The following is a 24,878-nucleotide window of genomic DNA, read 5'->3' as shown; positions in this document are numbered from 1 at the left end:
ATATGGTTTTATTCACCAATATAATTAATTTAAATCAATAAATTCAATAATTAATAATCAATTTCATATAAAATTTTTTATTCTATATTTTTAAAAAATTTTATATATTAAAAATTTACACATTAAGATATTGAAAGTAATAAGGAGGTAAAATATTGAACCAGAGATTTTTGCTTTCAGCGCTGGTTTTACTTGCTTTCATGGCCGGAATCTCCAGTGCATCGGCGGTAGGAGATGGCAATGGAGTACCGCCCCTACCAGATAACGCCGTTAACCTGACGATGCAGCAGAACCTGTCTGACCCAGAACAGATAATCGTTAACGTTAGCTACAGTGATGAGCTTCAGGATGTCCCCCAGGACATTGCAGTCGATGCAATGCTTGAAATCCTCGAGGGTGACATTACAGGTGCAAACATCAAATGGTACTACACAGATGATCTTCTTAATGGACCATACGCAAACTACACAGTACTGGCAGATGTAAAACAGGCATGGCTCAGCTCATTTGAAGGTGCACTTGTACCGCAGGGACAGGCAAAGCTCTACAATGAGGACGGTCGGAAATACACATGGCTCTTTGTAGTTGAAAATGCTAGGGGCAAGGTCTTCAAGATAAGGGCAAATTCAACAGCCATCAGGATGGTAGATGATAATCTTGAGGTTGTGAAAGTCCTTGCTTCAGAGGAACTAACTGTGGACCTTCAGCCACACTTCTCACTCTCAGACCTCAAAGTTGAACCGGTCAGTGGCAGCGCACCCCTCACAGTAATGGTGAGAGTCAACGTCACCAATACAGGCGTTGCAGATGACTACACAGCCGAACTCAAAATTAACGGTGAAGTGAAGAACACAACAACTCTTGTTAACCTCGCAACCGGTGAGACAAGGGAAGTGATATTCACATACGAACTCCCTGCAGGTCTCTACAACGTCACCGTCGATGACTTAACACCGGTAAGCGTCACATCAATTCCAGCAGCACCCTCTGCAAGCCCTGCATCAGGAACCTACCTCAACAATGTAACCGTTACCCTCACAGGACCTGAAGGCTCAACAATATACTACACTACCGATGGATCCACACCAACCGTTTCAAGCAATAAATACACGGCACCCATCGTCCTGAGCAGATCAGCAACACTCAAATTCATAGCAGTTGCTAACAGTGCATCATCAGCCGTTTCATCAGTAGAATACACAGTCCTGAAGCCAGCGACACTCACCTACTACGTTAAGGTGAAGGTCAAGAAGTGGTACAAGAAGTGGTACAGGTACATGGGTAAATGGAGATACAAGTGGAGATACTACTGGACCTACAGGTACGTTAAAAGGACCAGCACCTACTGGCAGATGACCTAACCCCAACTCTTTTTTACTTTTTCAGGAAAATGTATTAACCATCATCTGCACACTACTTTTTATGGATGAATTTAAGAGCTGCAGACTCTGTGGGTGGAGGTGTGGTGCTGACAGACTCGCAGGTGAAAGGGAGTCTGCGGGGCCTCAGAGACAGAGATAGCCTACACAAGCATAAGCGATGGTCTAGGGACCTTCTCAGTAACCCTCCTTTCATGCCCCTTCAGATGCGCATACTGTAACGCCTACAGGATATCACAGTACCCTGAATCAGGATGGATTTACCGTGGCCACGTTAGCCCTGAAAAACTTGCAGGGGAGGCCATTGAGCAGCTTGAATACAGGAACCTTTCAGGGGTGAGCTTCACCGGGGGTGAGCCATCCATACACACCCATACATCGAGGAGATGGTCAGACACATCCAGAGAAAGAGGACCGACGCGGAGTTCATCCTCGCCACAAATGGATTCTGCACACCCGGAACACTCAGGAGGCTCCTTGATTTCACATCACTCTTCAGCTTTGAGATAAAGGCACTGTCAGATGAACTCCACAGGAACCTTACCGGCGCACCATCAGAACCGGTGCTCAGGAATGCAGGGTACCTTGCAGGGAAGTTCCCTGAAAGGATCAGGATCTTCAGGACGGTTGTGATACCGGGCATAAACCACCATGAGATACCTGAAATAGCAGGTTTCCTTGCAGAGATAAACCCTGAGGTCCCCTACCGCCTCATAGGATTCAGACCAAACTTCATGCTCTACTACCACAGGGGCCCTGAAAGGAGGCTCATGGAGAGACTCGTTGAGGAATGCAGGGCTGCGGGACTGGAAAGGGTTGACTACTCAGGCCACTATCCCCTCCTTAAGGCCGACCTTGAATCCATACTCAGGGGGAAGGGCTGTGACCTCCCAGGGGACTGTGGAAGCTGCAGGCACACAGTCTGCAGGGCGATGGTCAGGGAGCCCTGGAGGGATAGTTAGGATTTTAGGAACTCCTCCACAAGGTTCCTTGCCTCGTTGAGGGCCTCTAGGGGTATGCCCCTGGGCATCTCTCCGGGTTCCCCCTTAACGTCCCTGAGGACGCCTTCAACCCCCAGGAACATGCCCTCACTTGTTATCCCCATGAAGTTCTCAGGGGGCAGGAGGGCAACGGCCACCCGGTCACCCTCACGGACGTCAGGGTCATTTGTAACGACCTTAAGGGCCCTTCCCCCAATGTTTACATTGCAGACCTGCAGCTTATCCGCCCCGGGATGCCCCCCAACACTCATAACCTCACCTGCAAGGATATCAACTCCAATCACAGGGTCGGCTATCTTTCCAAGCATGAGCCTCTTCTTCAGGTTGCCGATGGTGTTCAGGAAGAACCTGACCCTTGCAATGTTCTCCTCAACCTTTTCCCGGTCATCCTTTCCGGCCTCAGAGGCGAACTTCATGGCCCAGTCCTCACCACCAAGGGCCTCCACGATGACGTCAAGTTTTTCCATGACCCCCTCTATTTCAGGGGACCCTGCAAGTTCCCCGGGTTCAAGGTAGGAGTAGAGGATGCCCTGCAGCGTCCTTTCGATTTCACCGGCTGTGGTGAGAGCCAGTTTCTTCTTCCACTGCCCCCTGAAGCTACCTGTTTCAAGGGTTCTCCTGAAGAGTTCAACCGATTTCAGTGCAACCATGAGTCTGTAATCCTTGCTGGTATCCCACATACAGTTCACCTTTCATGATAAGAAAACCTTATTGACCGGTCCTTAATCATTTTCATGGACGGTCCTTATTGGATGGGTTGTCTTCCTGTAAACATGTTTTTAATCATTTTCATGGACAGTCCTCTTAGATGATTATTATTTTCCCATAAACAGGTCCTTAATATTTTCGCGGACTATCCTGTCAGCTGATTATTAATCTTCCTATAAGTATTTAAGCTATGAACAGAAATATAAATTAAGAGTTTACGGGTTAATTCAGGGTGAATCCCTCTTTAACTGTCTGGTGGTGGAAAAATGGTTGAATTATCCAATCTCTATGGACTTGAAATATACACCTCAAGGGGCAAGTATGTTGGAAGGGTTCAGGATGTCGTCCTGAATATAAAGAAGGGACGTGTCTCAACACTCAAGGTTCGTCCCATGAGGCATGATAAGAAGAACGTTGGAATCAAGGATGTCCTGAAAACCAGTATAAGGATAGTGCCTGAATCCGATGAGATAAGGTCCATCCAGGAGGAGGGTATAATAGATATAAACTATGACAGGGTCCAGGCAGTTGGGGATATACTCATAATATCACCTGATGTTTCTGTCCAGAAGGCTGCAAGCCCCCTTGAATCATAATTCATTTTTTCCGGGATATGGATGATTGTAGGTATACTTGGTTGCGGTGCCATAGCCAACCTTATAACGGGATTCGTGAGGGATGGCAGGGTACCTGTGGAATTGGGCTTTTTCTATGACAGGGACCTTGAGAGGGCTGAGAACCTTGCCTCAATGGTTGATGGAACAGCGGTCCTTGATGTGAGGGACATGCTACCCGAGGTTGACCTTGTGGTTGAGGCCGCTTCACCGGAGGCGGTGAGGGAACTGGTCCCGGTGGTCCTGGAGGCAGGAAGGGACGTTGTGGTGATGAGCGTCGGGGCCCTCATGGACCCTGAACTCAGGAAGATGCTGGAGGAGACGGCATCACGCAACAATGCAACCATCCATGTACCCTCAGGGGCAATCGTAGGCCTTGATGGTTTAAAGGCAGCCTCCGTGGGAACTATAGAATCTGTTAAACTTGTCACAAGGAAGCCCCCAAGGTCCCTCGGGATAAGTATGGATGAAAAGAAGGTCCTCTACAGGGGGAGGGCCTCGGAGGCAGTTAAAAGGTTCCCTCTCAACATAAACGTGGCAGCCGCCCTTAGCCTTGCATGTGACAGGGATATAGAGGTTGAGATCATCGCTGACCCGGTAGTTGACCGCAACGTCCATGAGGTGACCGTCAGGGGGGACTTCGGAGAATTCAAGACAATAACCGAGAATGTCAGGTGCTCCGTGAATCCGAAGACAAGCGTGATGGCAGCATACTCTGCCATAAGGCTCCTCAAGTCCCTCAGTGAGAACATGCATGTGGGGACATAGGAGGGGAGTCTTTCATGGTCTTTGATGTGCGTTCACATGAAACCTATTCCAGTCTCAGGGTTCCGCCATCAGCAGAGGTTGTGCTCAGACTTGACGGCCGAGGATTCCATGGCCTCACAGAGAAGCTTGGATTCACCCGCCCCTACGATGAAAACTTCCGGGACATCATGGCGGCCACTTCCATGGACATCATGGAGGAGTTCAGCCCGGCATTCATATACACATTCTCAGATGAGATAAACATCCTCCTCTCAGAGGTCCCCTTTTCAGGGAGGGTGGAGAAGCTTGACTCTGTATTCGCAGCCCTCGCATCATCCTCATTCACCCTTGAAGCACTGAGCCTCGGATTCAAACTGGACCAGGCGGTTTCCTTTGACTGCAGGACCATACCCCTTGCAGGTGGTGCAGTTCAGGAGTACTTCAGGTCAAGGCAGAGCGAGGCATGGAGGAACTGCCTCAACGGATACGCCTACTGGACCCTGAGGGCTGAGATGGGAAAGGAAGAGGCTGTCAGAACCCTTGAGGGCCTTAAATCTGAGGGCATCCATGACCTGCTCTTTGAGAGGGGTATAAATATCTCGAGGGTTCCATCATGGCAGAGGAGGGGTATAGGTGTCTACAGGAGGCCTGTTGAGGTTGAGGGATACAACCCCCTCCGTGATGAGAGGGTCACAGCGTCCCGGATGAGGACCATTGTTGACATGGACCTACCCCTCTTCACAGGAGAATTCTTCAGGGAACTTATCAGGACTGGTTGATTGGATTTTTTTTGGGGTTGTTACAGAAAAAAACTTATCAGGGTCGATTGATTGGGATGGGTTTAACTGATAAAATAATGGCTTCACTCTTTGGTTTCAAACCGGTAAGACGGGTCATCGTGGATTCAGGAGTTATGGAGGGTGCCCTTGAAATTGCCAGGAATTCACATCCAAGGGAGTTCGCAGCCCTACTTGAGGGCCATAGGGAGGGCGACACCCTCCACGTAACAGGTCTAATCTTCCTTCCATCCAAGACATCTGATGAGGGCGCTGTTATGGACGTCCTCATGCTGCCACCATTCACAGGGGCTGCTGGCTCCGTGCATTCACACCCGGGACCATCAAACGCACCATCACCCGCCGATATAAGGTTCTTCTCATCAAATGGCATATTCCATATGATAATAGCCTACCCCTACAGGAGGGAGACTGTGGCCGCCTACACCAGGAACGGAGTCCCGGTTGCCTTTGAGGTTGCTGACTGAACCTGAAAATGAGCAGTTAAAAAAATGGATTCGGCCAGTAAAAAGTATTTTTCATTGATTCATGGGCATTCATCAAATGCAGGTGATTCCGGGCCCTTTCCATGGATTTCAGAATTATAAAATAAATTATATGTTGAATGATGCACCATCAGCTGTAGGGTAATTAAAGCTCTATTGATACCGCGTCATCAACGTTTTCCAGTTTCTTGATCTCCTCTATGACATCAGATGGCACGCTCTGATCCACCTTGAGGACCATGACGGCTTCGCCGCCGATTTCCCTTCTACCCACCTGCATTGTTGCAATGTTGATGCCGTGCTCACCGAGCTTGGTGCCTATGGCACCGATTGTACCCGGGAGGTCCCTGTAGCGTGCTATTATCATGGTGCCCTCGGGCTTCACATCAACCCTGTAACCGTTTATACCTATGATGGTGGGTTCCTTGATGTGGGTGGCCTCAACACTGAACTCGCCCCTGTCAGAGACGGCCCTGGCCATTATGATGGACCTGTAACCATCTGACTCGGACCTCCTGGCCTCCGTCACCATGACTCCCCTCTTCTTTGCAATTGAGGGCGCGTTTATCATGTTCACGGGCTCTGTGAGTATGGGGTTAAGTATACCCTGGAGCATGGTCCTTGTGAGGATGTCGAACTGCATATCCGCCAGTTCACCGCAGTAGGTGACGTCGAGCTTTTCTATGTTACCTGGTAGGGCCTGCACAAGGATGCTTCCAATCTTCTCTGCAAGTTCAAGGTAGGGCCTCATTAACTTGTAAGTCTCGGAGTCCATCACCGGCATGTTAAGGACGTTCCTGGGGGTTCCTCCCTGAAAAACCGTCTTTATCTCATTCGCGACGATTATAGCAGCATCCCTCTGGGCCTCTGAGGTTGATGCGCCGATGTGGGGTGTGAGGACCACGTTTTCAAGTTCAAGGAGGGGGCTTCCCTCAGGGGGTTCCTCCTCGAAGACGTCAAGGGCTGCGCCGGCTATTTCACCATCCTTAAGGGCCCTGTAGAGGGCTTCCTCATCGATTATACCTCCCCTGGCACAGTTCACAATGAAGGCGGATTCCTTCATCAGTTTGAACTCTTCATCCGAGATCAGGTGTTTTGTTTCAGGTGTGAGGGGCACGTGGATGGTTACTATATCGGATTCCCTGAGGAGGGTTTCAAGGTCTGTTACCGTGACACCCATCTCCTCGGCAGCCTCACGGCTTATGTAGGGGTCGTAGACCATTATGTCCATGCCGAAGGCCTTTGTCCTTACAACGACCTGTGAACCTATACGGCCCATGCCTATTATCCCGAGGGTCTTTCCGTTGAGCTCAATACCCATGAACCTGTTCTTCTCCCATTTACCCTCCTTAACGGATTTATCTGCAAGGGATATCTTCCTGGCAAGGGCCAGCATAAGGCCTATTGAGTGTTCGGCAACCGTTATTGAGGTTGATTCAGGGGCGTTTATCACCATCACACCCCTCTCGGTGGCGGCCTTCACATCAACGTTGTCAACGCCAACACCGGCCCTTGCGATTATCTTGAGCCTGGGGGCTGCCTCTATAACCTCACGCGTAACCTTTGTCCGGCTCCTCACAACGATGGCATCAAAGTCCTTTATTGTTTCAAGGAGTTCCTCAGGGGTTATGGTGGTGTTAACAACAACTTCCGCCACCTCTTCAAGTTCTGATATTCCCTTTTCATTGATGGAATCAGCAATAAGCACTTTCATCTCACGCATAATTATTCACCACACTTATCACAGTGATAGACATATAGAATGATATGGATAGAATCTATAGAGGTAGTGTATATTATAATTTTGGTTGGAGGAGCGGCTAATGTTCAATGGTTCGGTGAGAGTTGACGGAGTGGAGATGCCTGAGGCATTCCTTGGAAGCGCACCCTTTGTCGCTGCAGAGTACTTCGGACACCGTTCAAGGCTGTACCAGATGGATCTTAAGAGGAGGCCTGGAAACATTGCGAATGTCATGTTAGGGGCCTATGAGGCCGGTGTGAGGGGGTTTCAGCTGATCCCGGAGGACCCTGTCCTTGAGGCCCTTGTGATGGCGGCTGATGCCGGGTGTGAATTTGAGATCATGGGAACCCTGAGACCCGACCACTTCCAGGAGGACCTTGAAGTCCTCTCTGAACTCGGAGCCTCAGCAGCACTCCTTGATGAACACTACACTGATCTCATGCCGGCATCAGATGTGTCGGAGCTCCTTGATGAGATTGATGGGATGCTCAGGGGCCTTATAACAACCATGCCATCGGGGACCACCGTGAGGCTCCTTGAGGAGGGTGTTGATAACTTTGAACTCTACATGATACCCCTGAACCGTCTCGGTTACATGATGGACTTCTCCATGTTCCTTGAGGATGAACGAAGAAGGCTCGGGGAACTCCTGGGGGAAATCGGCCGGACGGTTGTTGCAGAGAAGGTCCTTGCAGCAGGGATACTGTCACCGGTGGAGGCCTTTGATTTCCTTGAAGGGATAGATTACGTTGACATGGTGACCCTGGGTGTGGCGTCACCTGCCGAGGCCCTTGAGACCTTCGGAGAACTCTTCGGGAGGTAGAAATGTACTGTTAACCTGTGAACTCCTTTAAGCTGATGGAACCCTTAAAATCATCCAGGTTATCTAATGATCAGCTGACCAGAACTCAGCTTAAAAATCAGGAAAAGTCAATTGCAGCGGGCAGCTCTGATTTCATTCTGCTATGGCTTTGAGGGTGTTCCTTCTGGGGGGTCAGTTGTAATCCTTTCTCTCTGCTAGGGCTTTGAGGAATTCCCTGCTGCTCTCCATATCATTGATCTCCCAGCTCTTAATGACCGGGATGCCCTCAAGGTTTTCCTTTATCCTGGGGTTGTCGATTATGAAAACCGAGTCGGATCCACTGACCAGTGAAAGGTCCCTGAGGGGGATTGCCATCCTTTTAAGGGTCCTGGGGTCCCTCTCCTTTTCAAGGTTTGTTATAACCGTACTGTCAAGTTTAAGTTCCTTTGCTAGGGCATCGAAGGGCGTTTTACGGGTCTCGATCATGCCAAACCCTATATCCGCAAGCTTGCCTGATGGCTTTATCTCAATATCCTCCCTTTCAGGGGCCCCGAAGATGTCTATTGAGAGCGTTATCCTTATATCAAGTATCTGTTCCAGTATCATGGCTGTTTCAGGCGAGGCACGTGCAAGACCATTCTCATACTTGTATATGGTCTTTCTGGAGACATGGGCAAGGTCTGCCAGGTCCTTGAGTGAAAGGTTGTACTCCTCACGCACCCTCCTTAGGGTCTCCCCGTCGATGTGCACATAGTACCCTCCCCTGTCGGCGATTATCTCAGGGTATTCACCATCAACAACCATATTCCTGAAGGTTTCAGGTGCAACGACGGGGATGCCGTGCCTCTCATAGACCACATCCTCTTCAAGATACTCTGTCTTTGACTTAACACCCACAAGGAGTGGTGATGCAAGGAAGGTGTGTGCGATGGTCTTTATCTCATGGGCCTGCAAACTATTTATACCATCAATATTTACAAGGACCTTGAGCAATAATAGTAACAGCTTCCTCCTTGCCATGAGGTCAAAGCAGCTCCGCTCATATATACCGGAGGTTTCAAAGCCATTACTGGCAAGGAGCCCATGTATTTCCCTTAATACATGTTCCCTTCTAACAGATTTATCCAATTCAGATCACCAGGTGATGTGATGTGCAGAATTCATGTCGGTATAGATGACACAGATTCCCCCCAGGGAATGTGCACTACCTATGTATCATGTGTAATAATCCAGAAACTTAAAAGTTGCGGTTTTTCTCTTGAGGGCTACCCGCGCCTCATAAGACTCAACCCCTTCGCACCCCACAAGACCAGGGGTAACGGCGCCGTTGCTTTCACTGTGCTGGCAGCGTCATCAGGGGAGCTGGAAGTTATAAGGGACCTGGTCCTCAGGGAGGTGGAGGGGCTGGCTGAACTTGAGAACGAGAACACCAACCCCGGCGTAGTCTTCCATACAGGGGAGATCACCCATGAGATGAGGGATTTCTCCCTCAGGGCAATAAGGAGTATACTTAAAATTGATGATGCCCGGCGTGTTGCAGAGAAGGCAGGGGCGGAGGTCCATGGCTTCAAGAAGGGAAGGGGTATTATAGGGGCCCTTGCAGCCATAGGATGCCCCCTGGATGACAGGACCTATGAACTCCTCACCTACAGGGTCCCTGAAAACTATGGCAGGCCCCGCCGCATCGACCCCGACTCTGTGAGGAGGATGGATGAAATCACGGGGGATGAAACCTTCGATAACATTGACGGTGATTACCTTGCAATCGAACCCCACACACCCTGCCCCATACTCTACGGTATAAGGGGGGAGTCCCCTGAGGTCCTCATGAAGGCCATGGAACTTGTTGAGGTGGGCGAGGAGATCGAGAGGTTCTGCATATTCGAGACAAACCAGCACACCGATCAGCACATCCAGGAGGCTGACAGGATATCTGAAATGGAGGCCTTCGGATGTTACCGTGTCAGTGGGAGGGTCAGGGACACCCCCAAGGTCATCGAGGGGGGTCATGTCTTCTTCACCCTGGCCGATGATTCGGGTGAGATTGAATGTGCTGCCTATGAACCCACCAAGGACTTCAGGAGGGTGGTCCTTGAACTTGTACCCGGGGACGTCCTGACGGTCTACGGGGGTATAGGGAGACACGGGACCCTCAACATTGAGAAGATGAAACTTGAAAGGGCAGCCGAGCTCTATGTTGAGGAGAATCCCCTCTGCACCTGCGGCAGGAGGATGAAGTCCGCCGGCAGGGACAAGGGATTCAAGTGCCCTTCCTGCGGCAGGAGGGTAAGAAATTCCAGAAAGGTTAAGAGGGTCCTTGAAAGGTCACTGGTGGAGGGATACTATGAGGTCCCCACATGTGCAAGGAGGCACCTTTCAAAGCAGCTTGTGAGGATGGGGATCAGGGGATGCGGTGTTAATAAAAAACCACAGCATTCATAACAATCACGGTTATATTTAAAGGCAACATAGTAGGACCAATGATAACCCGAAGGCTTGCAGAGTTCACATCATCAATCTCATACAGTGAAATACCATCAGATGCCACTGAAATGGCCATCACATGCTTCCTGGACTTCCTTGGCGTCTCGCTGAGGGGTTCCGGTGAGAGGAGCAGCAGGATAGCCATGAAGGCCCTTGGCCCCGGTGAGGGTGAATCAACCATCATCGGACATGGATCCGGGGCACCTGAAAGGGCAGCCCTCATAAACGGGATATCCGCCCACAACCTTGACCTGGATGACGGCCACCGCCTGGCAAGGATGCACCCCGGCGCATGCGTCATCCCGGCAGCCCTCGCAGCCGCAGAGTACATGGACCTTGAATTCAGGGACCTCATCACGGCGATGGTGGCGGGTTATGAGGCGACGATCTTCATGGGGATACTTGTAAACCCTGCTCACAGGATGAGGGGATTCCACACAACAGGGACCTGCGGGGCCATTGGCGCTGCAGCAGCAGCATCAAGGGTAATGGGCCTTGACGCTGATGAAACAGCATGCGCCCTTGGACTTGCAGCAACCCAGGCCGCAGGGCTCCTGGAATCCGACCATGCAGGGACAATGGCGAAACACCTGCACGCAGGGAGGGCGGCCCAGTCAGGAATCATATCAGCCCTACTGGCATCCGAAGGGTTTACAGGCGCAGAATCAGCAATCGAGGGCCGTGAAGGATTCTTGAGGGCCATGTCGGATGGGTCGGATGCAGGGATGCCTGAACTGGGCGCCTTCCATATAAGGGGTGTTTACCTCAAGAGGTACCCTGTATGCAGGCACCTGCACCCGGCGCTTGATGCAGCAGCAGACATCATGGCAGCCAGGGGCTTCATGGCCCATGAGATAGAATCAGTCACCGTATCAACCTATGATGTTGCGGCGGAGCATGATAACTACTCACCCGACACCATTGAAGCCGTCAGGCAGAGCCTCCCGGTCTCCCTGGCGGTTCTCCTTGAGAGGGGGGAGCTGAGCGTTGAAAACCTTCAGGACGCCTTTGATGTGGGTGAAACAGCATCAAAGATCACCGTAAGGAAAGACCCCCTGATGGAGGGGTGCGGTGACAGGAGGCCCGCGGAGGTCACGGTCAGACTCAAAAACGGCGAGGTACACACCTGCCGCAGGGACCTGCCGGCTGGTGAACCAGAGGAGCCATTCACATGGGAGGACGTGGTTGAGAAGTTCTCCCGGCTCAACCCGGGTTACCGGATGGAGAAACTTGAAATCCTGCAGGAAAACCCATCAGTAACCGTCCGTGAACTCATGGATGGACTTGAACTGAAGCAGACTCCCTCAGACGTCTGATGTTTTACAGGAGTGATGCAGGGTTAGAATGAAATGGAGGTGAAGTATTTGGAAGAAACCCGCAGATACCTTAACAGTATCGGGATAGGGGAGCCTCATCTCGCTGAATCCGAGAAGAGGTTCGGTGACGGTGGACAGTACAGATTTGAGGTTCCAGGGATACAGAAACCGGGCGCCATGAGGGCCCTCATCGATGCAATGGAAGAGAACGATGTTAAGGTCCACAGGATCACCCAGACGAAGGGTATAATGCTCCTGACAGACACCGAGATCCAGGAGATGGTGGACCTTGCACTTGATGCAGGTGTTGAGCTCTTCCTGAGCGTGGGTCCAAGGGCAACCTATGACACCAGCGCCTCTGCAAGGACACCTGAAGGCGCCAGGATAGGCTACAGGCTAAGGGGATACGATAACCTTGTCTATGCAGTGGAGGATGTCAGGAGGGCCGCGGACCTGGGTGTCAGGGGCATAGTGGTCTATGATGAGGGCCTCCTCTGGGTGCTTGGAAGGATGCGCGGGGACGGGGAGCTTCCAGGCGACATGCACTTTAAGGTTTCAGCCCACTGCGGCCATGGAAACCCTGCATCCGCACGTTTACTCCAGGATATTGGCGCCGATTCAATTAACCCTGTAAGGGACCTGCAGGTACCTATGCTGGCATCAATAAGGCAGGCCGTGGACGTATCTATCGATGTGCACACCGAAAACCCCAGGTCGTCAGGAGGATTCATAAGGCACTATGAGGTCCCTGACATCATAAGGTACGCCTCACCAGTGTACCTGAAGACAGGGGGATCCGTTGCAGGGCACCATGGATGGGACACCACCGAGAGCCAGGCCCGTGAAAGGATAAGGCAGGTGGTCCTTGTAAGGGACATGATAGAACGCTACTACCCCGAGGCTGTCCTTTCATCAGGGGGGGAGCTCGCATTACCCTCACGGAGATGATAGATTGGACCTTGCAGCCAGGGTGCGTGATGCCGTTATCTCTGCAGGTACAGGTTACTCCCCGGACATCATGAGGGCATATGAGAGGGCCCTTGAAGTGGAGGAAGATGATAAATCTGCGTGGATACTTGAGCTTCTGATTGAAAATGCAAGGATAGCAGAGAGAGAGGGAAGACCCCTCTGCGATGACACCGGCATACCCCACCTGATGGTTGAGGTGGGGGAGGACGCCCTTCTACCGGCGGGCTTCTTCAACTTCATCAGGAAGGGTGTTGAGGAGGGCCTGAGGAGCCTTCCGGGGAGGCCGATGGCTGTACGGGGGGATGAAATTGAAAGGATAGAGCAGAGCCGCGGCCTATATGATGACCCTGCAAAACTCCCGCCGGCGCCCTTCCTTGTGGAATCAGTGCCCGGGGACGGCGTCAGGATCCATGTGCTCATGCTTGGAGGAGGCCCCGAGATAAGGGCGAGGACCAGGAGGGTTTTCCACAGGCACAGTTATAGAAAAGTATTTGAGGAAGTTCTAACATGGATGAAAACAGAGGTCCCGATGCTTGGATGCACACCATGCATACCTGTTCTGGGTGTCGGGAGGACTCATTTTGAAGCCACATCCCTGATGCTCAGGGCGATGGCAACAGGAAACCTTGATGAACAATCAGAAATCGAGGAATACATTACAGAATCCCTTAACAGGATGGGAACAGGGCCCCTGGGTCTTGGGGGATCCACAACAGCCCTGGGATCCATGGTGAAGGTCGGGCCGCAGCGTGCCAGCGGTGTTAGAATAGTCTCCATGAGACTGGCGTGCTGCGTGGAACCCAGAAGGGCTACAATAGAACTTTAAATCTCAGTGAGGTGGATGAATGGCGATAGGGAAGGAATCACTGGAAAACGTATTCAGGGTGGGTTCCCCAAAGTGGAGGACTTCTATTACTCGTGTTGAGCCTAATCGTATTGTTACCAAGGGTTATTCTCAGGAGGAGCTTATTGGTGGTGTTTCTTTTTCTGAGATGGTGTATCTTCTGATCAGGGGTGAGCTTCCCTCTGAGAATGTGGCCAGGATGCTGGAGGCTGTTCTGGTTTCCTTCTGTGATCATGGTGTTACTCCTCCCAGTACTCAGGCTGCGCGTATGATTGCTTCTGCCGGTTCTCCGGTGCATGCCTGTATCGCCGGGGGGCTCCTGGCCTTTGGTAAGAACCATGCAGGGGCCATTGAGCGTTCCATGAAGCTCTTCCAGGACACCATCTCAAAATGCAGCTGTGAGGATGATATACCCTCTGCTGCCAGGGAACTGGTTGACGACCACCTCAGGAGGAACCGGAGGATTCCTGGTTTCGGTCACAGGTACCATAACGCCGATCCCCGCGCCATCAGGCTCCTTGACCTGGCCGAGGAGTACAGCTGCATAGGACTCCACACCCGCCTGGCTATGGAGGTCCAGGAGATACTTGTTGAGGAGAAGGGCGTCCGGATGAACGTTGACGGCGCCAACGCAGGAATACTCTCGGACATGGGATTCGACTGGAGGACAGGAGCAGGATTATTCATGATAGGACGCCTGCCAGGACTCATATCCCACGTATACGAGGAGAAGGTCAGGGAACCCGCCTTCAGGAAATTCTTCGACATCGAAGAAATACACTACGACGGAGAAGAAGAGAAGGATCTCCCGGTGACCACGGACTCAGAGCCGATGCCGGAATAGTCCTGATGATGCAGTGCCGGTCCAGGGGTCACCATATGCCATAAGAATCTTCAGTATCATTCAGGAGGATAATCAATTTCATCTGATAATCTAATTAACCAAGGGAGGGATTATGAAGGCTTTGTTAATGAAATAAATTTGGTTAAATATCATAAATTTCCGAATGAAATAGTAAAAGATAAATATACCACAAAATAGACCTTTGCATTATAAGGGTGGTTTAAATGACAACGATATCGGAAGCTATCACTACCATAAAAAAGGCTGAAAATGATGCTGACGGGTTAATACATGATGCCAGAGATGAATCATCCCGCCTCATTGACAGTGCCAGGATAGAGGCCCAGGAGCTCCTGGAAAAGGCAGAGAAGGAAGCCACTGAGAAGGGCGAAGAGCTCATAATGGAGGCAGAGGAAAGGGCGAGGAAAGAGGCCATCAGCATTTCAGGGAAGGCAAAGCGTGAAGTTGAAACCATGAAATCCGCGGCCATGGGCAGGGTCCCTGAGGCTGCCAGTCTTATTGTGAAAAGTATCTTGTAGCGTGAGTAACATGTTTCTACCGGCAAGGATGCGAAAACTCAAAATCATAACCCTGGATCGGTACTCGGATTCAGTGGTTCGTTCCTTGCATGAGGAGGGAATAACCCAGATCGACGACATATCAGAGCGCATCCAGCAGGATGCAGAGTGGGCTCAGATACTGAAACCCTCAAGGGCAACACCATACACAGGGAGAATATCATCCCTCCTCATGAAGACCAGCGGTATCCTGGACTTCCTTGGCTCAGTGGCAGCCGAGGAGAAGGGTCTCAGGGATACCATCAGGGAGTTCATCAACCCCCCGGTATTTGAGAAGAGGGAAGTTGAGGAACTGGACACAGAGGCCCTCATAGAAAGGGCCGAGGACATCCTGGGAAGGGTCGAGTCAAGGACCAGGGTTATGGAGGAAAAACTGAACGAGCTTGATTCAGAAAAGGCAAACGTTGAATCAGGCCTTAGCGTTGCAGAGAAATTAACAGCATTTGATATTGATTTTGGCGATCTCCATGATTCAAAGTACATAACTGCAATAGCCGGCAGGATGCCCCTGGAGCAGTTCGCCGACCTTGAAGAGAAACTATCGGAGATCACAGACGAGTTCCTGATCTTTGATGCTGAGGCAGATACAAAGTCAGAGCGCACGGTGATCATAATAACCCTCAGGAAACACGGAGACAAGGTCGCGGCACTCCTCAGGAGAATGGAATTCGAGAGGTTCGAGATCAGCGAACTCAGGGGAAGACCATCAGAGATAATCTCAAACTCCAGGAACCGCCTCAAAGAGATTAGTGAGGAGCGAAGGGAGATCATCACAGGGCTCAGAGAGGTTAACAGGGAATGGGAGGATGAACTCCTGGTCCTTAAGGAACAGCTTGAAATCGAGAAGGAAAGGAACGAGGTGTTCTCCCTTTTCGGTGAAACAGAGAAGACTGTGATGCTGGAGGCATGGGTACCCCTCAAGGAGGCTGAAAGGGCCATCAGCATAGTCGAGGAGGCATCCGAGGATCACTGCGTCACCGAGCTTGAGGAACCCGACCCTGATGAGGTCCCGGTGCTCCTTGATAACCCCCGCTTTGCAAGGCCCTATGAGAACTTCGTTGAGATGTACTCACCCCTCAGGTACAATGAGATAGATCCCACGGTCTTCATAGCCTTCGTGTTCCCATTCTTCTTCGGATTCTGCCTTACAGATGCAGGATACGGTATATTCGACGCACTCATAGGTTTAATACTCTACAGGGGACTTGGAAAGGTTAACGGGTTCATGAGGGACTTCGGTATAATACTCATGTCCTGCGGGGTCTGGGCCTTCATCCTTGGAATGGTCACCAATGGTTTCATCGGCGACTTCTTCCCCAGGTTCCTTAACATCAAGCTCCCGACGGTCATCCCCGCCATCGATGCGTTCGTTAACCCCCAGAACATACTCATAATGGCCTTGGCCGTGGGGGTGCTGCACATAAACTTCGGTCTCATCATCGGTGCAAGGAACAACATAAGGCTCGGGAACATGAGGGAGGCCCTGGGTTCCCAGATAGTCTGGCTGATACTTGAGCTTGGCATAATCCTCTACATATTCGGAGGCATGCTGCTGGGCGCCCCGCTTATCGTGCTGGCATTTGCAATGCTGCTCTACTACAACGGGCTCTTCGGCCTTATGGATGTTTCAGGGTTCCTGGGGACCCTGCTATCATATGCAAGGCTCCTGGCCCTCTGTCTATCAACGGGGGGTATAGCCATGACAGTGAACATCCTCACGGGCCTCAGCTATGACATGATACCCGTCGTGGGAGCCGTGCTGGCCCCGGTGATATTCGTCTTTGGGCACCTGGCCAACAACGCCTTCCAGAGCCTCGGTGCCTTCATAAACTCACTTCGTCTACACTACGTAGAATTCTTTGCCCAGTTCTATCTGGGCGGTAAAAACAAATTCAATGCATTTTGTGCTGAAAGAAACTTCACTAAGATAAGGAGGTAATTAGAATGGTTGAAATAGCATTAGGAACAGCTTTAGCAGCCATAGGTGCTGGAGTTGCAGTAGGATTTGCAGGTCTCGGATCAGGATTAGGTCAGGGGATAGCAGCCGCAGGAAGTGTGGGTGCAGTTGCAGAGGACCCTGACATGTTTGCGAGGGGTATTATATTCTCAGCCCTTCCTGAGACACAGGCTATATATGGTTTCCTGATAGCCATACTCCTACTGGTGTTTTCAGGTCTCCTTGGAGGAGGAAAACCACTGGATGTCACCGCGGGGCTCGTTGCTGTGGGTGCAGGTGCAGCCATAGGGTTCGCGGGTCTTGGTTCAGGTATGGGTCAGGGTATAACATCAGCATCATCAGTCGGCGCGGTTGTTGAGGACCCTGACATGTTTGCGAGGGGTATTATATTCTCAGCCCTTTCTGAGACACAGGCTATATACGGTTTCCTGATAGCCATACTCCTCATGGTCTTCGGCGGAATCCTAGGAGGCTAAATAGATGAGCTCCGGAGCCGAAAAAATTGTCTCCAGCATACTTTCAGAGGCTCAGGCAAAGAGAGATGCTATCATTCAGGAAGCTGAAAAAGAAGCTGCCAGGATACGTGAAGAAGGCGAGAACAGGGCCAGGATGGCTGCTGAACGCATACTTGAATCAGCCAGGAAACAGGCTGACATGAAGTACCAGCAGATAATCTCAGAGGCAAAGATGAACGCCCGCAGGGCGGAGCTGGAGGCAAGGGAAGAAGTAATACAGAGCGCATTCGAGAAGGCTGAAGATGAACTCAGGAAGCTCTCATCAGAGTCCTCAGAGGAGTACCTTAAAGCCCTGAGGGAGATGATAAAGGAGGCTGCAGTTGAGATAGGCGGCGGCGACCTCATCGTGAACCTCAGAGAGGAGGATTCAGGAAGAGTAGGGGACCTTGATGGCATAGCAGCCGAAGTGGAAGCTGAAACAGGTAAAAAAACAACTCTGGAAGTTGGAGACAGCATCAAAACCATTGGAGGAGCAGTAGTAAAAACCAGGGATGGTCTGGTGGAAGTCAACAACACAATAGAGGCCAGGATGTCCAGGTTCAGGAAGGCTCTACGTTCAGAGGTGGCCAGGGTCCTGTTCGAATAAAGAGGGGAGATGACAGATGGCTGACAGCATCACAACAATTGTAACAGCGCTTGGATTCCCATCAGTAGAATCTTTTATAGGCCTGCTCCTGGTAGGGGGAGCAATAATAGGTGCTATCGTGGTGATAGCAACCATAAGGCCTATATTAGATTTATTCCCCTTCGCATACCCTAATGCAAGAGTCAGGGCAAGAATAGGACGCTTAATAAATGAAAAACAGTTCTCAGAGATCCTTGAAACAGAGAACCTTGAGGAGTTCATGAACTACCTCAGGGGCCTCCCTGACTATGCAAAATACGTGGACCGCTTCCCGGTTGAAAAGGCCCTTGAAAGCCAGCTTGCAGAGACCTACGAGACAGTATCAAAGATTGCACCGGCCTCAATAAGGGAGCCCTTCAGGGTTAACCTTAAAAAATGGGATATAAGGAACATCAAGAGTCTGATAACAGCCAAAGACGCAGGTCTGGGCGCGGAAGAAACACTCAACCTCCTGGTGCCCTTCGGTGAAATCTACGAAACCCTTGAGGCACTAACAGACTCGGAGACAGTCCAGGATGTTGTGGCAGGACTTGAGGGAACAGAGTACGCCCAGGTACTGGAGGACGCCCTCTCCGAGTACGGCGAAACAGGCATGATCCTGCCCCTTGAGGCAGCCCTCGACAGGTACTACCTTGAAAACATGATGAGGGCGGTTGGAAGTCCATCAGACGATAACACGAAGCTCCTGCACACCTACTTCGGTACACAGGTGGACATCTCAAATATAAAGATAATACTCCGTGCAAAGGCAGATGGACTCAGCTACGATGACATAAGCCCCTACATGATACAGGAAGGCTACCAGTTAAGGGAATGGAAACTCAAGGACCTCATGGAAGCAGAGGATGTCAGCGGCGTTATAAGCGGACTTGAAGGGACAGACTACGGTCCGATGCTCTCAGAGGCCCTCTCAGAGTACAGTGCAACAGGATCAATCTCGGTATTTGAAAGGGTCCTTGAAGAGAACCTCAACAGGATGGCAAGGAACTTCGCACTCAAGAAGCCCTTCGGAGTCGGCCCCATGATAGGCTTCCTGAGCAGGAAGGAGGTTGAGGTGAGGAACCTCAAGGTCATTGCAAGGAGCAAGAGGGAGCCAGGGTTCCCTGAATCAATGGTTAAGGAGATGTTAGCATGACTTCAGGTATTGCAGTGGTTGGTGACAGGGACACGGTAACAGGGTTCAGGCTTGGAGGTGTCAGGGAAGGATACGTTGTTGAAGGCCCTGACGAAGCAGAAGAAACAATAAGGAATCTCATAAAGGAAGATTTTTCCATAATAATAATCACAGAAAACATTGGTGATGAACTGAGGGAATTTATTGAGGAAACCACAAGTTCAAGCGCATTACCAATGATAATAGAGATACCAGACAAAACAGGCCCCTCAGAACGCGAAACCGATCCATTGAGGGACCTGATTAAAAGAGTTATTGGGGTTGAGATGGTAAAATGACACAGGAAGGAAGAATTATAAAGATAGCGGGTCCTGTTATCATCGCAGAGGGGATGAGAGGATCCCAGATGTATGAAATGGTTAAGGTGGGTGAAGACAAGCTCATAGGAGAAATCATTGAACTTGAAGGGGACACGGCAACAATCCAGGTCTACGAGGAAACAGCAGGTATCAAGCCAGGGGAGACCGTCGAGAGGACAGGCGGGCCCCTGTCAGTGGAACTCGGACCTGGAATACTCAGTTCAATCTTCGATGGTATACAGAGGCCCCTGGAGGACATAAAGGCACTCACCGGCGACTACATCGAGAGGGGTGTGGATGTACCGTCCCTCCCAAAGGACAAGAAATGGACCTTCAAGCCACTGGCACAGGCAGGTCAGATGGTTAAGGGCGGGGACATCATCGGTGAGGTTGATGAGACATCATCAATCACACACAAGATAATGATCCCCCCGAACGTTGAGGGTAAACTCCTAAGCATAGCACCCCAGGGCGAGTACACGGTCCTTGATGACATAGCAGAGGTTGAGACAGATAAGGGTGTTGAGAAGATACAGATGCTCCAGAAGTGGCCTGTAAGGAAGGGAAGGCCATACAAGAAGAAACTCGACCCTGACGTGCCCCTCATAACAGGTCAGAGGGCCCAGGACACATTCTTCTCAGTTGCAAAGGGCGGTACAGCAGCCATACCAGGACCCTTCGGTTCAGGTAAAACCGTCACCCAGCAGCAGCTTGCGAAGTGGGCCGACGCAGACATAATCGTCTATGTTGGATGCGGTGAGAGGGGTAACGAGATGACAGAGGTTCTCAAGGAGTTCCCTGAACTCGAGGACCCCAAGACCGGAAACCCCCTCATGGACAGGACCGTGCTCATCGCCAACACCTCAAACATGCCCGTGGCTGCGAGGGAGGCCTGCGTGTACACCGGTATAACCATAGCCGAGTACTTCAGGGACATGGGCTACGACGTGGCCCTCATGGCAGACTCCACCTCAAGGTGGGCCGAGGCAATGAGGGAGATCTCAGGAAGGCTCGAGGAGATGCCCGGTGAAGAGGGTTACCCTGCATACCTGGCCTCAAGGCTTGCACAGTTCTATGAACGTGCAGGAAGGGTCATCACCGTGGGTTCAGAGGACAAGGTGGCCTCTGTCTCTGTTGTCGGTGCTGTTTCACCACCAGGCGGGGACCTCTCAGAGCCGGTTACACAGAACACCCTCAGGATATGTAAGGTGTTCTGGGCACTTGACGCATCCCTTGCAGATAAGCGTCACTTCCCATCCATCGACTGGCTGCAGAGCTACTCACTCTACGTTGACAGTGTTGAGGACTGGTGGGCAAAGAATGTGAACCCTGAATGGAGGTCCGTGAGGGACGAGGCAATGGTACTCCTCCAGAAGGAAGCGGAGCTCCAGGAGATAGTCCAGCTCGTGGGACCTGACGCCCTGCCTGACAGGGAAAGGATAACCCTTGAGACAACAAGGATGATAAGGGAGGACTTCCTCCAGCAGAACGCCTACCACGAGGTTGACACCTACTGCTCCCCATCAAAACAGTTCGAGATGCTCAGGACCATCATAATGTTCCACAGGAACGCAACAGCAGCCCTCAAGAAGGGCGCGCCTGCAGCGGACCTCATAGGGCTCCCTGTCAAGGAGGACATAGGGCGTATGAAGTACATACCCGAAGATGAATTCCCCGGAAGAATCAAGGAGATCCAGGAAAGGATCGTCAAGGAATGTAGTGAGGTGTGAAGATGAACGTAAATATCAAGACCCGTGAATACACCACAGTCACAGAGGTCTCAGGTCCTCTCATGATAGTTGAGGGTGTTGAAGGGGTTGCCTACAGTGAGATAGTCGAGATTGAAACACCCACAGGTGAAAGAAGAAGGGGACAGGTACTTGAAGTTAAGGAGGACCTTGCGGTTGTACAGGTCTTCGAGGGTACCAGCGACCTCAACACAGAGACAACAAAGATAAGGTTCACAGGCGAAACAGCCAAGATAGGCGTCTCCCTTGACATGATGGGCCGCATATTCGACGGTACAGGTAAACCCATAGACGGCGGACCCGAGATCATACCCGAGAAGGAGCTTGACATCAACGGAAGCCCCATGAACCCGGCTGCAAGGGAGTTTCCTGCTGAGTTCATCCAGACAGGTATATCAACAATCGACGGGATGAACACCCTTGTCAGGGGACAGAAACTCCCTATATTCTCAGGTTCAGGTCTCCCCCACAATGAACTGGCGGCCCAGATCGCAAGGCAGGCGAAGGTTCTGGCAGAGGAGAGCGAATTCGCGGTTATATTCGCGGCCATGGGTATCACCCACGAAGAGGCAAACTACTTCATGAGGGACTTTGAACGTACAGGGGCCCTTGAACGTGTTACGGTGTTCATGAACCTGGCAGACGACCCTGCAATTGAACGTATCATCACCCCGAGGATGGCACTGACAACCGCCGAGTACTTCGCCTTTGAACATGACATGCACGTCCTGGTCATACTGACGGACCTTACAAACTACTGTGAGGCCCTCAGGGAGATCTCAGCTGCAAGGGAGGAGGTGCCTGGAAGAAGGGGTTACCCAGGTTACATGTACACCGACCTTGCAAGCCTCTACGAGAGGGCAGGGCGAATAGTGGGCAAGGAGGGTTCAATCACCCAGATGCCAATACTCGTGATGCCCCAGGACGACATAACACACCCGATACCTGACCTTACAGGTTACATCACCGAGGGCCAGATCGTGCTGAGCCGTGACCTCCACCGTAAGGGTATCTACCCGCCAGTGGATGTTCTACCATCCCTCTCAAGGCTCATGAGTGGGGGTATAGGTGAGGGCAGGACACGTGAAGACCACAGCGGTGTCTCAGACCAGCTCTACAGTGCCTACGCCGAGGGGCGTGACCTCCGTGACCTCATGGCTGTTGTGGGTGAAGAGGCCCTTACAGAAAGGGATCGTAAGTTCCTCAAGTTCGCGGATGAATTTGAGAAGAGGTTCATCACCCAGGCACGTGATGAGGACCGCTCCATAGAGGAAACCCTCAACCTTGGATGGGAGCTTCTCTCACTGCTGCCAAGGTCCGAGCTCAAGAGGGTCCGTGAGGAGCACATACCCAAATACCTCCCGGGCGCCGAATAGGCCCCATAAATTTTTTATAGGAGAGGTATCTGATGGCACAGGAAATGATCGAGGGGATCAACCCCACAAGGATGGAGCTCCTGAAACTCAAACAGCGGGAGAAACTCGCTGTCAAGGGTTACAGTCTCCTCAAGGAGAAGAGGAACGCCCTTATCATGGAGTTCTTCAACATCCTTGAGAGGGTTAAGGGTTCCCGTGAAAGGGTCGAGGAACAGCTCAGGGAGGCCTTCAAGGACCTCACAGAGGCCCAGGTGATGATGGGTGACGTGGCGGTTGAGAGGGCTGCCATGGCGGTCAAGGGATCCGTGGAGGTTGACATAGACTCAAGGAGCATAATGGGTGTCGTGGTCCCTGTGGTTGATGCCAGGGCAACCAGGAGGACCGTGGTTGAACGCGGATACGGCCTTGTTGACACTTCAGTAAAACTTGACGAGGCAGCCAGGAAATTCGAGGAGTCACTGGCCCTTATAATAGAACTGGGTGAAATTGAGAAGACCATAAGGCTCCTTGCAGGGGAGATAGAGTCAACCAAGCGAAGGGTTAACGCCCTCGAGCACATCATAATCCCGAGGCTCAAGAACACGGTCAAGTACATTGAGATGAGACTCGAGGAGATGGAGAGGGAGAACTTCGTCAGGCTGAAGATGATTAAAAAATCCATGGAGATGGAGTGATGGTTCGAATACTTACAAGGTTAGGCCAGGTCCGTGAGGCAGAGGAGAAGTACAAGAGGGAACTTGTTGACTTCAGGATGGGTGAGGTTTACGGTAACCTCAGGGCCATCATCGCAGATGAGGACGTTGATGTGAGGGCAGGCGAGGCCGTAACAGTGAAGATCAGGGAGGTCAGCATACCAGCAAACCACATAGTCTTCATGTGTGCCTACGCCACGAACCCCTACGGTCACCCCATAGCAGCAGGTGAGGAGACACCACTCCCAATAAGCATGGACCGGAAGACCGACCACGCCACCTTCGTTGCGGTGAGGGATGGTGAAATAAAAAGGAACGACCTCCTGGGGGTCCTGATAATTCTCCCTGTGGAGTTAACCCATTAATTTTTTTTAAAATTAATTTTTCTGCTTTAAGAAAATGTCCTAGCCAAGGAAGGACCTGATTGATTCATAGAGCTCTACCATGAGGTCCTCAGTGTATTCAAGGAGCTCCCTGTATGATTCTATCAGGGCGTCACGGTTATTCCTTATCTGACGGATGGCCCTGGCCTGTGCGGCGGCAGGGCTTCCTGAGAGAAGCCTCCTCAGTTTGGATGAGTCTCTCATGGAATTCACCTCATCCCTCACCTCGGCCATACTCTCAAGGTACTGGCGTTCAACGCCCCTGATATCCCTCTTTATACTCTTCTTTATCCTGAGGAGCTCCTCACGTTTCTCATTGAGTTTCACTATGCTTCTCCTTGTTGAGGATACCGTGGATGTGTCAATATCACCGAATTCTGAGATCTCATGAAGTATCTTCCTGTATTCGCCGGGATCCATCATCCACCCCCTTACTACCGGAATTTTATCCTTATCTCCAGGAGGTTATCCCTGACATGACACTCAGTCTCGATCTCCTCATGCTCCTTTTCAAGTTCACGCACACGGTAGAATATGTTTGTAAGGGCCCCTGTGGTGAATCTTCCTGTGATGTTCTCTGGCTTGGATGATATGAGGATTATGGAAACACCATCATCGGTGATCCTTACATTGTAGTTAACTGCATTGATGTATATACCGTCCGATAGCCTGAGAAGCAGTTTTATGTACTTAACCGGAAGCCCGCTCTTACTGATTATCTCCTTTATCTTATCATTCTCACGGCACTGTTCAATATCAATATCCAATATCCTCCCCTCCATGATCTTAGATATAATTTT

The 24,878-nt window shown here is 51.1% G+C and carries 27 protein-coding genes and 1 pseudogene; 23 read left to right on the top strand and 5 right to left on the bottom strand.

Going from position 1 to position 24,878, the window contains the following annotated elements:
- Positions 1-170 precede the first annotated feature (170 nt).
- The 3 genes and pseudogenes from N5910_RS06900 (at position 171) to N5910_RS06890 (ending at position 2,341) form a co-directional block, all read left to right on the top strand.
- Positions 171-1,361: a chitobiase/beta-hexosaminidase C-terminal domain-containing protein gene (locus N5910_RS06900; protein ID WP_261599462.1), complete on the top strand. Its 1,191-nt coding sequence runs from the start codon at positions 171-173 to the stop codon at positions 1,359-1,361.
- A gap of 156 nt (positions 1,362-1,517) precedes the next feature.
- Positions 1,518-1,736: pseudogene (locus N5910_RS09465) on the top strand (4Fe-4S cluster-binding domain-containing protein); the annotation flags it as partial.
- Between the two features lie 29 nt (positions 1,737-1,765).
- On the top strand, positions 1,766-2,341 hold the full coding sequence (locus tag N5910_RS06890; protein ID WP_261599461.1) for a radical SAM protein: 576 nt from the start codon (positions 1,766-1,768) through the stop codon (positions 2,339-2,341).
- Here the strand turns inward: N5910_RS06890 and N5910_RS06885 are convergent.
- Positions 2,338-3,060, bottom strand: coding sequence for a tRNA-binding protein (locus N5910_RS06885; RefSeq protein WP_074359276.1), 723 nt, complete (start codon positions 3,058-3,060; stop codon positions 2,338-2,340). The two genes, N5910_RS06890 and N5910_RS06885, sit on opposite strands and share 4 nt — an antisense overlap.
- Positions 3,061-3,354: 294 nt before the next feature.
- Between N5910_RS06885 and N5910_RS06880 the strand changes: the two genes are divergently transcribed.
- From N5910_RS06880 to N5910_RS06865, 4 genes are read left to right on the top strand one after another with little or no spacing between them, the layout of a single operon-like run.
- Positions 3,355-3,684, top strand: a complete 330-nt coding sequence (locus N5910_RS06880; protein ID WP_074359275.1) for a PRC-barrel domain-containing protein — start codon at positions 3,355-3,357, stop codon at positions 3,682-3,684.
- A gap of 21 nt (positions 3,685-3,705) precedes the next feature.
- Positions 3,706-4,470: an aspartate dehydrogenase gene (locus tag N5910_RS06875; RefSeq protein ID WP_074359274.1), complete on the top strand. Its 765-nt coding sequence runs from the start codon at positions 3,706-3,708 to the stop codon at positions 4,468-4,470.
- Between the two features lie 14 nt (positions 4,471-4,484).
- Positions 4,485-5,228 carry a tRNA(His) guanylyltransferase Thg1 family protein gene (locus tag N5910_RS06870; protein ID WP_238337874.1) on the top strand — a complete coding sequence of 248 codons (744 nt, stop codon included), beginning with the start codon at positions 4,485-4,487 and terminating at the stop codon, positions 5,226-5,228.
- A gap of 56 nt (positions 5,229-5,284) precedes the next feature.
- Positions 5,285-5,713, top strand: a complete 429-nt coding sequence (locus tag N5910_RS06865) for a Mov34/MPN/PAD-1 family protein (RefSeq protein WP_084531254.1) — start codon at positions 5,285-5,287, stop codon at positions 5,711-5,713.
- Between the two features lie 163 nt (positions 5,714-5,876).
- Here the strand turns inward: N5910_RS06865 and serA are convergent, their stop codons facing one another.
- The gene (gene serA / locus N5910_RS06860; protein ID WP_074359798.1) at positions 5,877-7,445 is read right to left on the bottom strand and encodes a phosphoglycerate dehydrogenase; all 1,569 of its coding nucleotides are present in this window, start codon (positions 7,443-7,445) and stop codon (positions 5,877-5,879) included.
- Between the two features lie 109 nt (positions 7,446-7,554).
- Between serA and N5910_RS06855 the strand changes: the two genes are divergently transcribed.
- Complete coding sequence (locus N5910_RS06855) at positions 7,555-8,295, top strand: hypothetical protein (protein WP_261599460.1); 741 nt, start codon at positions 7,555-7,557, stop codon at positions 8,293-8,295.
- Between the two features lie 171 nt (positions 8,296-8,466).
- Here N5910_RS06855 and N5910_RS06850 read toward each other — a convergent pair whose 3' ends face one another.
- Positions 8,467-9,402: a transcriptional regulator gene (locus N5910_RS06850; protein ID WP_261599459.1), complete on the bottom strand. Its 936-nt coding sequence runs from the start codon at positions 9,400-9,402 to the stop codon at positions 8,467-8,469.
- 21 nt (positions 9,403-9,423) lie between these two features.
- Here N5910_RS06850 and N5910_RS06845 point away from each other — a divergent pair, with 21 nt between their 5' ends.
- The 15 genes from N5910_RS06845 to N5910_RS06775 all read left to right on the top strand — a co-directional run bounded on the left by N5910_RS06845 (position 9,424) and on the right by N5910_RS06775 (position 24,060).
- Positions 9,424-10,716: a tRNA(Ile)(2)-agmatinylcytidine synthase gene (locus tag N5910_RS06845; protein ID WP_074359270.1), complete on the top strand. Its 1,293-nt coding sequence runs from the start codon at positions 9,424-9,426 to the stop codon at positions 10,714-10,716.
- A 38-nt stretch (positions 10,717-10,754) separates the two neighbouring features.
- Complete coding sequence (locus N5910_RS06840) at positions 10,755-12,074, top strand: MmgE/PrpD family protein (RefSeq protein WP_191216106.1); 1,320 nt, start codon at positions 10,755-10,757, stop codon at positions 12,072-12,074.
- Positions 12,075-12,122: 48 nt separating this feature from the next.
- Complete coding sequence (locus tag N5910_RS06835; protein ID WP_074359268.1) at positions 12,123-13,022, top strand: U32 family peptidase; 900 nt, start codon at positions 12,123-12,125, stop codon at positions 13,020-13,022.
- 4 nt (positions 13,023-13,026) lie between these two features.
- The gene (locus tag N5910_RS06830; RefSeq protein WP_261599458.1) at positions 13,027-13,869 is read left to right on the top strand and encodes a fumarate hydratase; all 843 of its coding nucleotides are present in this window, start codon (positions 13,027-13,029) and stop codon (positions 13,867-13,869) included.
- Between the two features lie 19 nt (positions 13,870-13,888).
- The gene (locus tag N5910_RS06825) at positions 13,889-14,731 is read left to right on the top strand and encodes a citryl-CoA lyase (protein ID WP_261599457.1); all 843 of its coding nucleotides are present in this window, start codon (positions 13,889-13,891) and stop codon (positions 14,729-14,731) included.
- Between the two features lie 224 nt (positions 14,732-14,955).
- Positions 14,956-15,270 carry an ATP synthase archaeal subunit H gene (gene ahaH / locus N5910_RS06820; protein ID WP_074359265.1) on the top strand — a complete coding sequence of 105 codons (315 nt, stop codon included), beginning with the start codon at positions 14,956-14,958 and terminating at the stop codon, positions 15,268-15,270.
- Between the two features lie 10 nt (positions 15,271-15,280).
- Positions 15,281-17,248, top strand: a complete 1,968-nt coding sequence (locus tag N5910_RS06815; RefSeq protein WP_261599456.1) for a V-type ATP synthase subunit I — start codon at positions 15,281-15,283, stop codon at positions 17,246-17,248.
- Between the two features lie 5 nt (positions 17,249-17,253).
- Positions 17,254-17,742 carry a V-type ATP synthase subunit K gene (locus tag N5910_RS06810; protein WP_074359264.1) on the top strand — a complete coding sequence of 163 codons (489 nt, stop codon included), beginning with the start codon at positions 17,254-17,256 and terminating at the stop codon, positions 17,740-17,742.
- A gap of 4 nt (positions 17,743-17,746) precedes the next feature.
- On the top strand, positions 17,747-18,367 hold the full coding sequence (locus N5910_RS06805) for a V-type proton ATPase subunit E (protein WP_074359263.1): 621 nt from the start codon (positions 17,747-17,749) through the stop codon (positions 18,365-18,367).
- A 16-nt stretch (positions 18,368-18,383) separates the two neighbouring features.
- Positions 18,384-19,541 (top strand): V-type ATP synthase subunit C, encoded by a 1,158-nt coding sequence (locus tag N5910_RS06800; protein ID WP_191216102.1) that lies wholly within the window; start codon positions 18,384-18,386, stop codon positions 19,539-19,541.
- Positions 19,538-19,858: a V-type ATP synthase subunit F gene (locus tag N5910_RS06795; protein WP_261599455.1), complete on the top strand. Its 321-nt coding sequence runs from the start codon at positions 19,538-19,540 to the stop codon at positions 19,856-19,858. The genes N5910_RS06800 and N5910_RS06795 overlap by 4 nt, the downstream gene beginning before the upstream one ends.
- Entirely contained in the window at positions 19,855-21,609 is a 1,755-nt protein-coding gene (locus N5910_RS06790; RefSeq protein ID WP_261599454.1) for an ATP synthase subunit A, read from the top strand. Before N5910_RS06795 ends, N5910_RS06790 begins: the two co-directional genes overlap by 4 nt.
- 2 nt (positions 21,610-21,611) lie before the next feature.
- Complete coding sequence (locus N5910_RS06785; protein WP_074359259.1) at positions 21,612-23,003, top strand: ATP synthase subunit B; 1,392 nt, start codon at positions 21,612-21,614, stop codon at positions 23,001-23,003.
- Positions 23,004-23,035: 32 nt separating this feature from the next.
- Positions 23,036-23,677 (top strand): V-type ATP synthase subunit D, encoded by a 642-nt coding sequence (locus tag N5910_RS06780; RefSeq protein ID WP_074359258.1) that lies wholly within the window; start codon positions 23,036-23,038, stop codon positions 23,675-23,677.
- Positions 23,677-24,060 carry a DUF22 domain-containing protein gene (locus N5910_RS06775; protein WP_261599453.1) on the top strand — a complete coding sequence of 128 codons (384 nt, stop codon included), beginning with the start codon at positions 23,677-23,679 and terminating at the stop codon, positions 24,058-24,060. Before N5910_RS06780 ends, N5910_RS06775 begins: the two co-directional genes overlap by 1 nt.
- Positions 24,061-24,099: 39 nt before the next feature.
- Here the strand turns inward: N5910_RS06775 and N5910_RS06770 are convergent, their stop codons facing one another.
- Together N5910_RS06770 and N5910_RS06765 are read right to left on the bottom strand one after the other, a co-directional pair.
- Positions 24,100-24,498 carry a hypothetical protein gene (locus N5910_RS06770; protein WP_261599452.1) on the bottom strand — a complete coding sequence of 133 codons (399 nt, stop codon included), beginning with the start codon at positions 24,496-24,498 and terminating at the stop codon, positions 24,100-24,102.
- Between the two features lie 14 nt (positions 24,499-24,512).
- Positions 24,513-24,845 (bottom strand): hypothetical protein, encoded by a 333-nt coding sequence (locus N5910_RS06765; protein WP_261599451.1) that lies wholly within the window; start codon positions 24,843-24,845, stop codon positions 24,513-24,515.
- Between the last annotated feature and the right edge of the window lie 33 nt (positions 24,846-24,878).

This window comes from Methanothermobacter wolfeii (assembly GCF_025397995.1).
In the GTDB taxonomy this organism is placed as follows: domain Archaea; phylum Methanobacteriota; class Methanobacteria; order Methanobacteriales; family Methanothermobacteraceae; genus Methanothermobacter; species Methanothermobacter wolfei.
This window is presented reverse-complemented; position numbering and strand designations above follow the sequence as displayed.